The sequence below is a fragment of the Arthrobacter sp. B10-11 genome (assembly GCF_033142195.1).
Taxonomy (GTDB): Bacteria; Actinomycetota; Actinomycetes; order Actinomycetales; family Micrococcaceae; genus Arthrobacter; species Arthrobacter oryzae_C.
In genome coordinates this window covers 256,350-268,682 of the sequence record NZ_JAWMTH010000004.1, presented here as the reverse complement: position 1 = coordinate 268,682, position 12,333 = coordinate 256,350, and the positions used below count along the sequence as shown (strand labels likewise).

Below are 12,333 nucleotides of genomic sequence, written 5' to 3'. Positions count from 1 at the left end.
AAACCAGCAGAGTCCACGCACGAAACATCAGCAGGAGAAACCACATGGCATCGACGCCACGCATTGTCATCATCGGAGCTGGAATCGTCGGCACCAATCTGGCCGACGAACTTGTCACCCGGGGTTGGAACAACATCACTGTCCTGGATCAGGGACCGCTGAACATGCCCGGCGGCTCAACGTCCCACGCCCCGGGCCTCGTTTTCCAGACGAACCCTTCAAAGACCATGGCAACCTTCGCCAAGTACACGGTTGAGAAGCTCCTGTCCCTGACTGAGGACGGCGTCAGCTGTTTCAACCAGGTCGGCGGCCTGGAAGTCGCCACCACCGAAACCCGCCTCGCAGACCTGAAGCGGAAGCTCGGCTATGCCGCCGCGTGGGGCATCGAAGGCAGGATCCTCTCCCGCGCCGAGTGCAAGGAGCTCTACCCCCTCCTGAACGAGGAAGACATCCTTGGCGGCCTACACGTTCCCAGCGACGGCCTGGCACGTGCCGCCCGCGCCGTCCAGCTGCTGATCAAGCGCACGGAAGCCGCAGGCGTCAAGTACCTGGGCAACACGACGGTGACGGGCATCGAACAGTCGGACCACCGGGTCACCGGCGTCCACACGGCCGAAGGCACCATCCCCGCCGACATCGTGGTCTCCTGTGCCGGTTTCTGGGGCGCCAAGATCGGCGAGATGATCGGGATGTCCGTTCCGCTCCTGCCGTTGGCCCACCAGTACGTGAAGACCACTCCGGTGCCGGCGCAGAAGGGACGCAACGAACTGAACGATGCCTCCCTGCCGATCCTGCGGCACCAGGACCAGGACCTTTACTACCGCGAGCACGGCGACCGCTACGGCATAGGTTCCTACGCGCACCGCCCCATGCCCGTGGACCTTGATGAACTGGGCTCTTACGACCCCAACAGCATCACTGAACACAACATGCCCTCGCGCCTCGACTTCACCCTGGAGGACTTCCTCCCGGCGTGGGAGGCCACCAAGCAGCTGCTGCCGGCCCTGCACGAAAGCGAAATTGAGGACGGTTTCAACGGCATCTTCTCCTTCACCCCCGACGGCGGACCCCTGGTGGGCGAGTCCAAGGAACTCGACGGGTTCTTCGTGGCCGAAGCCGTCTGGGTCACCCACTCGGCCGGCGTGGCCCGTGCCGTCGCCGAACTCCTGACCACGGGGAGGTCGCAGATCGACCTCGGTGAATGCGACATCCACCGCTTCGAAGAAGTCCAGCTGACCCCCGAATACGTCAGCGAAACGTCCCAGCAAAACTTCGTGGAAATCTACGACGTCCTGCACCCGCTGCAGCCCAAGCTCTCGCCGAGGAACCTGCGCGTCAGCCCCTTCCACGCCCGCCACAAGCAGCTGGGCGGTTTCTTCCTGGAGGGCGGCGGGTGGGAGCGCCCCTACTGGTTCGAAACCAACGCGGATCTCCTCAAAGAGATGCCGGCGGAATGGCAGCCCCCGGCACGCGACGCCTGGTCCGGGATGTTCAGCTCGCCCATCGCCGCCGCCGAAGCCTGGAAGACGCGCACCGCGGTGGCCATGTATGACATGACTCCACTCAAGCGCCTTGAGGTTTCCGGCCCCGGCGCCCTCAAGCTGCTGCAGGAGCTGACAACCGCGGACATGTCCAAGAAGCCCGGAGCCGTCACCTACACCCTCCTGCTGGACCATGCCGGCGGCATTCGCAGCGATATCACGGTGGCGCGGCTGAGCGAAGACACCTTCCAGCTCGGCGCCAACGGAAACCTCGACACCGCCTACTTTGAGCGGGCCGCACGGCACCAGACGGAAAATGGCAGCGCCAGCGACTGGGTCCAGGTGCGCGACACCACCGGCGGGACATGCTGCATCGGCCTCTGGGGACCACTGGCACGCGACCTCGTCAGCACCGTCAGCAGCGACGACTTCTCCAACGACGGCCTGCGCTACTTCCGTGCCAAGAAGGTCGTCATCGGCGGCGTTCCGGTCACTGCCATGCGCCTGTCCTACGTCGGAGAGCTGGGCTGGGAACTGTACACAAGCGCCGACAACGGCCAGCGTCTGTGGGATGCACTGTGGAAGGCCGGGCAGCCATTCGGAGTCATCGCAGCAGGGCGGGCAGCGTTCAGTTCGCTCCGCCTGGAAAAGGGCTACCGCTCGTGGGGCACTGATATGACCACGGAGCACGATCCCCTGGAAGCGGGACTGGCTTTCGCCGTGAAGATGACCAAGGAAAACTTCGTCGGCAAGGAAGCACTGGAAGGCCGGACCGAGGAGAATGCCGCACGCCGCCTGCGCTGCCTCACGGTCGACGACGGTCGCAGCATCGTGCTGGGCAAGGAACCGGTGTTCTACAAGGACCAGGCGGTGGGCTATGTCACCAGCGCGGCCTACGGCTACACCGTTTCAAAGCCGATCGCCTACGCCTACCTGCCGAGTGCAGTCTCATTGGGTGATTCCGTGGAAATTGAGTACTTCGGCCGGCGTATCCAAGCCACCGTCACGGAGGATCCGCTTTACGACCCCACCATGACCAGGCTTCGCGGCTGACATTCCGCAGGCCCCCAGCAAGGAACAGACCCATGATCAGTTCAGAAACAATTAGCGACTACCTCTCGAGGCTTGCCTCCCGCCAGCCCACTCCCGGCGGAGGTGCGGCTGCTGCCCTGCATGCCGCCCAGGGCGCCGCGCTCGTCGCCATGGTTGGCCGATACACTACCGGCGTTAAATTCGAGCAGCACGCCGCAACAGTGGAGCGAATCATCCAGGCCGCTGACGAGCTCATAGATGAAGCCCTGCGCCTCGCCGACGCCGACGAGCGTGCATTCCAGGGCGTCATCGATGCCTACAAGCTCGCTGCCGGGACGGACGAACTCAAAACCGCACGGGCAGCGGCCATTAGGGATGCCCTCGTTCACGCAGCGCAGACTCCCGCGCAGCTCATAAAAGTTGCCGGTGCGGTGGTGGACCTGGCTACCGAACTGTTCGACGTTGCCAACCCGAATGTCATCAGCGACGTCGCAGCTGCCGCCGATGCCGCCCGGGCAGCTGCGACCACAGCCCGCGTGAACATCGACATCAACGTGGTGGCCATCAAGGACCCGGAGGCACGCACGCTGCTGGCCCATCAAACAGACGGACTCGAGGACAAAGTGGTCCTGGCAGCGGACTCCCTTACGGCACGTGTACGCGAAAGGATCCTCAGTTGAACACTGCAATGCTGTCCGGCAAGCCGCTGGCCGGCCTCATCCAGGAGAGGGCCACGGACGAGGCCCGGGCACTCGAAAACGACGGCCTGCGCCCTACCCTGGCCGTAGTCGTTGCAACGGACGACGAGTCCACGCTCTGGTACGTCCGGTCGATCGAGCGGGCAGCAGAACGTGCTGGTGTCGGCTGCAGAATCATCGACCTGGGACACGACGCTACAGAGCAAGTCCTGGCCAGCGTACTGACGGACCTGAGCGCGGCACCGGCAATCAATGGCATCATCCTGCAGACCCCGCTGCCTCCCAATGTCCGGACGGATGAGCTGGTGGGTCACATCGCCCCGGAGAAGGACATCGACGGAGCCAATCCGTTGAGCCTTGGCAGGCTGGCAGTGGGCCAGCCTGCCTTTGCTCCCGCTACGGCCCGCGCTGTCGTTGAAATCCTTGACCACTACGATATCCCGGTGGCGGGCCGGAACGTCGTCGTGGTGGGCCGGTCCGCCGTCGTCGGAAAGCCGCTGTCCCTTCTGCTTCTGGAAAGGGACGCCGCCGTCACTGTCTGCCATTCGAGGTCGGGCCCGTTGGAGAAGTACACCCGTGCTGCCGACATCGTGGTTGTCGCTGCCGGGCGGACCGGACTTCTGACCGGCAGCCAGGTTTCACCCGGAGCGGTGGTAGTCGACGTCGGCACAAACGTCCTTGCGGACGGTTCCCTCGTGGGAGATGTGGACGCGGACAGCGTCCGCGGAGTTGCAGCGGCCCTGACTCCGGTCCCGGGGGGCGTCGGGTCAGTGACCACAGCCTTGCTAATCCTGCACACTGCCGAGGCCGCGCGTGAACAGTCAGTGGCCGGCAGGTTGCCCGTGGGCTAGAGGACGGCCCGGATCAGGTTCTCAAATTCGGTGACGTGCTTGGAGGTCAGCCGGGCGGCCGCCTCCGGGTCGCCGTCCGCGATGATTTCAAGCAATTCGATGTGCTGCGCAATGTGCTCTGAGACCGGAGGCAGCTTTTCCAGGACGAGGCTCCAGATCCGGGTCGCCAGGTTGTCGTAGCGAATCAGGACATCCTCCAGGTGCCGGCTACCCGCCGCCCGGTAAATCGCCCGGTGAACCCGCATATCCAACCGCATGAGGTCCCGTTGCGCCAGCCGGCCGGCCAGGAGTTGCTCCACTTCCCGGGCGAACTCCCTCAACTCCTGCTTCGTCCGGGGCGACGCCACCCGGGCGGCACGCGCTGATGCAGCAGGTTCCAGGAGCTGCCGTATCTCGGAAATCTCGGCCAGGTCCGTAATATCCACGCTGGAGGCAAACGTCCCCCGGCGGGGGTAGGCCACCACCAAATGGTCACTCTCAAGACGCTTCATGGCTTCCCGGATGGGCGTCCTGCCGACTCCGAGCCGTCGGGAAAGGGACTCGTCATTGAGCGGTTCCCCGGGTTTGATGTCGAGGACGATCAGTTCGTCGCACAGTACCCGATAGGCATAGTCGGCGTATGTCTCGTCGTCCTGGCGCGCGGGTACATCGGCATTCCCGGTTTCAACCGGTATCTCGGCGCTGCGTGTCACTTTCGGGTCCCTTCCGCTGCGTGCCGGAGCCTTGACGCGAACCGCTCCATGAACATACTATTCCTAGAACTGATATATCAGTAAATCGGAACAGGAATGTCAGCATTTCCCTTCCAGCTGCGGACAACTGCCGCAACCGGGCAGCCGGACGGTTGCCAATGAACGGAGAACCATGAACACGGAAGCTGCCGCACAAATGCGGTTGGAAGTTGTTCCCTCTGCCGATCTGCTCAGCCGGCTTCCGCTCATCTTCGAGGCACCAGGCACAGTAAGCGTCACGTGCCTTCCGCACCACGGGCCCGAGAAGACGGTAGCAACTTCGATCGAGCTTGTGCGGCGCGGCTACCGGCCGGTCCCCCACCTTGCCGCCCGCAGCATCGGCAGCCAAGCCGAACTGCACGCACTGCTGCAGCGCCTGATCGATGAGGGCATCAACGAACTGTTCCTCGTGGCAGGTGACCGCCGCACGCCTGCAGGCCCCTACTCCTGGAGCGGCGAACTCATGGAAGAGGTAAGGGCCTTCGCCCCGGAACTGTCTGTCGGTGTCGCCGGATACCCGGAAGGCCACCCGCAGTTCAGCGCGGAGCAGCTGAGGAACAGCCTGGAGGCCAAGGCGCCCATGGCCACCTCCCTGGTAACGCAGATGTGCTTCTCCGCCGATGCCATCAGCCAATATCTTGGGGCACTCCGCCGCAGCGGGGTCCGGCTCCCCGTATGGGTCGGTGTCCCCGGTCCGGTCTCCGTGAAAAAACTGCTCGCGATGGGCGCTCGCTTGGGAGTGGGCCGATCACTCAAACTGGCGCGCGGAACGGGCATGGCCGGAGCCCTCTGGCGACGCGGCGACGTTCTGGATTTTGACAGCGCCCGCCTCATCCGGGAAGTGCAGCAAAAACTGGCAAACGACCCCTTGTTTGCGGGATTCCACGTCTACACCTTCAACGACTTCGACCGGCTGCCGGGACTTCTGGACAGCCTTCCCCTGCTGGAGCCTCGCTCCACACCCGGCATCAACCGCCCGCAGGCTCTATCTCCTGCCAAGATCTGAAGGGAAGATCGCATGGCCTCCAAAGCCCCCCGCGAGAATATCGATGAGTCAAAGCTGACCCTGTCGAAGCCGAAAACGACTGCCGTCGGCCTTCCGGCTGTTGCAAACGCGTTGAAAATTTCCCTTGAGCAAATGGGCCCGTTGCGCAGCCTCCAGACACTCCTGGCAGTCAACCAGGTTGACGGCTTTGACTGCATGGGCTGCGCCTGGCCTGAGCACGAAAAGCGCAATGCTGCCGAATTCTGCGAAAACGGCGCCAAGGCGGTGGCCGAAGAAGGCACGCGCCGCCGCGTCACGCCTGAATTCTTCGCGAAGCACTCCATTGCGGACCTCAAAACGCGGGACGACTACTGGCTGGGCCAGCAGGGCCGGCTGACGCATCCGATGCTCCTCGAAGAAGGCGCAACCCACTACAAGCCCATCGAATGGGACGACGCTTATGAGCTCATCGCCCAAGAGATCAGGGACATGGAGCACCCCGACCAGTCGGTTTTCTACACGTCCGGTCGGACATCGAACGAGGCAGCCTTCGCCTACCAGCTCCTCGTTCGGGGCATCGGGACGAACAACCTGCCCGACTGCTCCAACATGTGCCACGAATCGTCCGGCTCAGCCCTGGTCGAAACGATCGGCATCGGCAAAGGCTCCGTCAGCCTCACGGACCTGGAGACGGCGTCGCTGATTTTCGTGGCGGGCCAGAATCCCGGCACCAACCACCCGCGCATGCTCAGCGCGCTGGAGAAGGCGAAGAAGAACGGCGCCGTCATCATCTCCGTGAACCCGCTTCCCGAGGCCGGGCTTCTGCGGTTCGAGAATCCGCAGAACATTTCCAGCATGGTGGTGGGCACACAGCTGACTGACGACTTCCTCCAAATCCGCGCCGGCGGCGATCAGGCCCTCTTCCAGGGGCTCGGCAAGTACCTTCTCGAAGCCGAAGCGCAAGGGCGCAAGACCCCCGGCCTCCCCACCGTGCTGGACCATGAATTCATCAAGGACCACACTGTTGGCATCGACGAATACCTGCGGTACCTCGAAAAGGCCGAATGGGACGACATCGTCGAAGCCACCGGACTGACACTGGAACAGATCAAGTCCACTGGCGAGCGCCTGCTGGCCTCGAGCGCCACCATCGTCTGCTGGGCCATGGGCCTGACCCAGCACAAGCACTCGGTTCCCACCCTCCGCGACGTGGTCAACGTCCTGCTTCTCCAAGGCAACATCGGCAAGCCCGGAGCCGGTGTCTGCCCCGTCCGCGGCCACTCCAACGTCCAGGGCGACCGGACCATGGGCATTTTCGAGAAGATGCCGGAGAGCTTCCACGACCGGCTTGATCACGAGTTCCAGTTCCTGTCCCCCAGGGCGCATGGCTTCGACACCGTGGCCGCCATCCGCGCCATGCGGGACGGCAAGGTCCGCGTCTTCATCGGCATGGGCGGAAACTTCGTGCGGGCGGCCCCGGATTCCGAGGTCACGGAACAGGCGCTGGCCAACACCCGCCTGACGGTGCAGATCTCTACGAAACTGAACCATTCCCACGTATCGACGGGTCGTCGTGCGCTGATTCTTCCGACGCTCGGACGCACCGAGAAGGACACCCAGCGCACCGGCGACCAGAGGGTAACCGTGGAGGACTCCATGAGCGCAGTCCATGCCTCCCGCGGACGCCTGAAGCCCGCCAGCGAGCACCTGCACTCCGAGGTGGCCATTGTGTGCAACATCGCCCACAAAATCTTCACCGGCAGCGACAACCTCCCGCTGCCCAATACCCCCAAAGCCGACTGGCCCGCCATGAAGGACGACTACTCCATCATCCGGAAACATATCGAAGCGGTCCTCAGCGGCTTTGAGAACTTCGAGGAGCGGATCCGGAACCCTGGCGGGTTCGTCCTTCCCCACCCGCCCCGGGACGCCAGGAAGTTCGATACTGCTTCGGGCAAGGCTCACTTCACAGGCAACGAACTGGAATTCATCAGGGTCCCTGCGGGTCGGCTGGTCCTTCAGACCCTGCGCTCCCATGACCAGTACAACACCACCATCTACGGCAAGGATGATCGCTACCGCGGCATCCACGGCGGGCGCCGCGTAGTCATGGTCAACGCGGACGACATTACTGAGCTGGGATTTGCTGACGGCGAGATGGTCCACCTCATCTCTGAATTCCAGGGGACCGAACGGCGGGCCGAAAACTTCCGCATCGTGTCCTACTCGACGCCCAAGGGTTGCGCGGCGGCCTACTACCCCGAAACCAACGTCCTCGTGCCGCTTGATTCCGTCGCCGACACCAGCGGCACGCCGACCTCCAAGTCCGTTATCGTGCGGCTTGAGCGGGCCCAAGCGTGAGCGCCGCCCTGACGACTGAAGCGACCGTTGCCAAAGGAGATGTAACTGATATATCTTTACTGAGGGATTAAAAATATCAGTACCCACAGACACGATCAACGGAGAAACAATGTCTGATATCACTCAAGCCCGTACCGTAGCCTCCGCGGGCGCGGCCGCCCAGGGCTGAACAGAACCGGGATGCCGAGCCCGCTGGCACGGCATCCCGGTGACAGCCTCCGTCCTCACAAAGGATGAGCTGTCCCGTTCCCGTGAATGGTGCTTCGGTGGCCTGACACCTGGGGAGGTATCCTCATCGAAGCACCGCTCTCGGGCAAAGGGGCAGCGCCGGCAACTTGCCGGACCAGTGCAAGGCAATCCAACACGGCAAGCCTGGCACCAAACCCCAGCACCACCCCCGCAGCCCAAGGAGTGTCCATGTCAGGAAACAGAGCCGTCGCCTACAAGGAACCCGGTGTCGTCGAAATCATCAATACCGACTACCCGACGTTCGAACTCAAGGACGGGCCGGGCGTCAACCCAGCCAATGTGGGCCGGAAAGTACCCCACGGTGCGATCCTTCGCACGGTAACAACCAACATCTGCGGCTCGGACCAGCACATGGTACGCGGCCGCACCACCGCTCCCCAGGACCTCGTCCTCGGCCATGAAATCACCGGCGAAGTGGTGGAAGTTGGTCCGGATGTGGAGTTCATCAAGGTAGGAGACATCGTCTCGGTACCTTTCAACATCTCCTGTGGCCGTTGCCGAAACTGCAAGGAACGAAAGACCGGCATCTGCCTGAACGTCAACCCGGACCGTCCGGGCAGCGCCTACGGCTATGTGGACATGGGCGGCTGGGTGGGTGGCCAGGCAGAATACGTGCTGGTCCCCTACGCCGACTGGAACCTGCTCAGGTTCCCGGACCGCGACCAGGCCCTGGAAAAGATCATGGACCTGACCATGCTCTCCGATATCTTCCCCACCGGCTTCCACGGCGCCGTCACCGCCGGAGCCGGCGTCGGGTCCACCGTTTACATCGCCGGCGCCGGCCCGGTGGGCCTGGCAGCCGCCGTCGGCGCACAGTTGCTTGGCGCCGCCGTCGTGATTGTCGGCGACATGAACGAAGACCGCCTGGCGCAGGCCCGCTCCTTCGGGTGCGAAACGGTGAACGTTTCCAACGGAGACCCGAAGGACCAGATCGAGCAGATTCTGGGCGTCCCCGAGGTGGATTGCGGCGTCGACGCTGTTGGATTCGAAGCCCGCGGCCACGGCAGGGATGCATCCCATGAAGCCCCGGCCACAGTGCTGAATTCCCTCATGGACATTACTGCGGCGGGTGGGGCCCTTGGCATCCCCGGCCTGTACGTCACCGGCGACCCGGGCGGGATCGACGAGGCAGCCAAGCACGGCTCCCTCTCGCTGTCACTGGGCACCGGATGGGCAAAGTCCCTGTCCTTCACCACCGGGCAGTGCCCCGTCATGTCCTACAACCGCCAGCTGATGATGGCCATCCTGCATGACAAGGTCCAGATCGCCAAGGCAGTAAATGCCAAGGCCATTCCGCTCGAGGATGCGCCCCGCGGCTACGCCGAGTTCGACGCCGGAGCGGCAACGAAGTTCGTGCTGAACCCGAACGGCTACGTCAAGGCCTAGAAGGCGGCATCGATGATCCCCCATGACACCGCCGTCAGCGCTCACGCTTCCCGGCACCCGCCTGTCCCCGCGCCGTCTCCCGCCTGGCCCGAAGCCCGGCAAATGGCCTTCGATTGCGCCAGCCCCCTCCCGCCGGTGAACCTCCCCCTCGCGGCAGCATCCGGGCGCACGCTGACCCGGGATGTGACGGCGCTGCAAGACCTTCCGCATTATGCCTCTTCCGCAATGGACGGCTGGGCAGTAAACGGCAGCGGACCCTGGATCCTTGCAGAACCCGGACACGCGCTCTCCGCGGACCAGGCCGGCGTCATTGCCACCGGCGGACTTGTACCTGACGGTGCGGAGGCCATCCTCCGCAAGGAGAGCGGCCGTGTCTCCGAAGGTCCGGCCGGCAAGGCCCTCCTCACGCCCACTGCCGACGCGAAATACGGCGAGCCGCAACTGGGTCAGCACATACGTCCGGCAGGCGAAGAAGCCGGAGCCGGTGACGTGCTCATCCCGGCCGGCACCATCCTCAACCCGGCCCACGTCGCCTTGGCGGCGGTGGCAGGGCATGACGAGGTGCAGGTCCAGGGCAAACCGGTGATCGCCGTCGTACTCACCGGTTCCGAGGTAGTGACGTCGGGCGTTCCCGCTCCGGGAGAGGTCAGGGACACCTTCGGTCCGCAGTTGGGGACCGTTATTTCCCTGTTGGGCGGAATTCCCGGCAGCCCCCTCAGGATCGGGGATTCCTACGAAGAGTGGCTTGCGGCCCTTGCAGATGTTTCCGGACCTTCCGGACAACGAGCGGACGTGATCATAACCACAGGTGGTACAGGCCGGTCCGGAACGGACCATTTCCGGACTGCCGTGACCGCCTGCGGCGGGCAGGTGCTGCTGGACGGTATCGCCATGCGTCCCGGCCACCCGGCCGTGCTGGCCGAACTCCCGGACGGTCGATTCGTCGTCGGACTGCCCGGAAATCCGTTGGCCGCCATGATGGCCCTCATAACAATCGGGGCCCCGCTGTTGGCCGCACTTGGAAACAGGCCGCTGCACCCGGTCGATCACATTATCTCGGGCAATGACATCGGACCGGATGCGGGCCGGACACGTCTCATTCCCGCAAGAATTCTCCATGGGCTGGCGTTCCCCGCATCCCATACGGGCCCGGGCATGATGCGAGGCCTGGCATGGGCAGACTGCATCATGGCCGTTCCCCCTCGCGGGGTCTGTTCGGGGGAGCGGGTTCCTGTCGTGCCCTTGCCGTGGAGTTCCTCCGCCCTGGCAGCTTCCCTGCGGTGACGTGCCTGGCAGGCATGGCACTCACAACGGACGGACTCGGCCACCCGAAGCTGTTGTCCACCATCGAGCGACGACGGACCTGCTATGCCTTCGGGAAGACGTGGGCCGACACAATGCAGTGGACAAAGTGGTGGGATGGGCCTTGCGCCAGGACGTTCTGCCTTTGAGCGGCACCGTTACGCCGGCCGGGACAGGCTCACCGGCCCGCCAGACGGCGAGTGAGGGCGACGTAGCGGGAGCAGCAGCCAACAAGATCGGCTAACACCTCACTGCCCCCTGGCCGGCCCTGCGCCAACCCGAACACCCCGCCACGGATCCTCCGCGGCGGGGTGTCCTGCGTTTCCCCACGATGTGCCGATTGAGAGGGCCAGTGCTGCGTCGGTCTAGGATGAAAGAAGATGTGGGAGCAGGGCGGCTGGAACCTCCGGGCTCAAGCACCCTGCATGGATAACGACACGAGGCACGATGGCCGCACACAATGACCCTGACAAGGACGCAGACGCACAGGCTGGGGGCGTCCAATCGGTGGACCGTGCCCTTCAGATCCTGGAAATCCTCGCCAGGGAGGGCGACGCTGGTGTCAGCGAAATCGCCGAGGAGATGGGCATCCACAAATCCACCGTGTCCCGGCTGGTGGGATCCCTGGTCGGCCGCGAACTGGTCCGCCAGAACAGCGAACGTGGAAAGTACCAGCTGGGCTTCGGCATCCTGCGCCTGGCATCATCCATCCCCGGCCGGTTGAGCGTAGTGCACGAGGCCAGGGAAGTCCTGGAGAGCCTCGCCGCAGAGTACAAGGAAACGGTCAACCTTGCCGTCCTGCGATCGAATTACGCGGTCAACGTGGACCAGGCCATGGGTCCGTCGACCTTGGCCACCTATGACTGGGTGGGCAGCCTGACGCCGCTGCACGCCACCTCAAGCGGCAAGGTGCTGCTCGCTGCACTGACAGCCGATGAAAGGGACGCGATCCTCAAGCGGATCGGCCTGCCTGCCCGTACTCCGCGTACCATCACCAGCCGTGCGGTGCTGGAAAAGCAGCTGCTGAACGTCGCCCGCGATGGCTACGCCGTCGTTAACGAAGAATTTGAGATCGGGCTGACCGCGATTGCAGTGCCGATCTACAACCACCTGGGCAACGTTATCGCTGCGGTGAGTATTTCCGGCCCGGCCTTCCGGTTCGCGCCGGAGGAACAGCCCGGGCTCATTGACGGCCTCCGCGAGGCAGGCCTGACCATCAGCGCCAAAATGGGCTACAGACGCCGGTAGGCCCCGCCC

Annotated in this window: 9 protein-coding genes and 1 pseudogene; 9 read left to right on the top strand and 1 reads right to left on the bottom strand. The window is 64.0% G+C overall.

The window, feature by feature from the left end:
* Positions 1 to 44 precede the first annotated feature (44 nt).
* Genes RW112_RS14320 through RW112_RS14310 form a run of 3 tightly spaced genes read left to right on the top strand, consistent with a single transcriptional unit; the run spans position 45 to position 4,062 of the window.
* The gene (locus tag RW112_RS14320; RefSeq protein WP_317782416.1) at positions 45 to 2,534 is read left to right on the top strand and encodes an FAD-dependent oxidoreductase; all 2,490 of its coding nucleotides are present in this window, start codon (positions 45 to 47) and stop codon (positions 2,532 to 2,534) included.
* A gap of 32 nt (positions 2,535 to 2,566) precedes the next feature.
* Entirely contained in the window at positions 2,567 to 3,193 is a 627-nt protein-coding gene (locus RW112_RS14315) for a cyclodeaminase/cyclohydrolase family protein (protein WP_317782415.1), read from the top strand.
* Complete coding sequence (locus RW112_RS14310; protein WP_317782414.1) at positions 3,190 to 4,062, top strand: bifunctional 5,10-methylenetetrahydrofolate dehydrogenase/5,10-methenyltetrahydrofolate cyclohydrolase; 873 nt, start codon at positions 3,190 to 3,192, stop codon at positions 4,060 to 4,062. Before RW112_RS14315 ends, RW112_RS14310 begins: the two co-directional genes overlap by 4 nt.
* Here RW112_RS14310 and RW112_RS14305 read toward each other — a convergent pair.
* A complete protein-coding gene (locus RW112_RS14305; RefSeq protein ID WP_317782648.1) occupies positions 4,059 to 4,736 on the bottom strand; it encodes a GntR family transcriptional regulator in 678 nt (225 codons plus the stop codon). The two genes, RW112_RS14310 and RW112_RS14305, sit on opposite strands and share 4 nt — an antisense overlap.
* A 190-nt stretch (positions 4,737 to 4,926) precedes the next feature.
* Here RW112_RS14305 and RW112_RS14300 point away from each other — a divergent pair, with 190 nt between their 5' ends.
* From RW112_RS14300 to RW112_RS14275, 6 genes and pseudogenes are all read left to right on the top strand, one after another.
* Positions 4,927 to 5,799, top strand: coding sequence for a methylenetetrahydrofolate reductase (locus RW112_RS14300; protein ID WP_317782413.1), 873 nt, complete (start codon positions 4,927 to 4,929; stop codon positions 5,797 to 5,799).
* A gap of 12 nt (positions 5,800 to 5,811) precedes the next feature.
* Positions 5,812 to 8,139, top strand: coding sequence for an FdhF/YdeP family oxidoreductase (locus RW112_RS14295; RefSeq protein ID WP_317782412.1), 2,328 nt, complete (start codon positions 5,812 to 5,814; stop codon positions 8,137 to 8,139).
* Between the two features lie 417 nt (positions 8,140 to 8,556).
* Entirely contained in the window at positions 8,557 to 9,774 is a 1,218-nt protein-coding gene (gene fdhA / locus RW112_RS14290; RefSeq protein ID WP_317782411.1) for a formaldehyde dehydrogenase, glutathione-independent, read from the top strand.
* A gap of 12 nt (positions 9,775 to 9,786) precedes the next feature.
* Positions 9,787 to 11,058 (top strand): molybdopterin molybdotransferase MoeA, encoded by a 1,272-nt coding sequence (locus RW112_RS14285; RefSeq protein WP_317782410.1) that lies wholly within the window; start codon positions 9,787 to 9,789, stop codon positions 11,056 to 11,058.
* A gap of 76 nt (positions 11,059 to 11,134) precedes the next feature.
* A pseudogene (locus tag RW112_RS14280) lies at positions 11,135 to 11,236 on the top strand (formate dehydrogenase accessory sulfurtransferase FdhD); the annotation flags it as partial.
* Between the two features lie 287 nt (positions 11,237 to 11,523).
* Positions 11,524 to 12,324, top strand: coding sequence for an IclR family transcriptional regulator (locus RW112_RS14275; protein WP_305942498.1), 801 nt, complete (start codon positions 11,524 to 11,526; stop codon positions 12,322 to 12,324).
* Positions 12,325 to 12,333 lie beyond the last annotated feature (9 nt).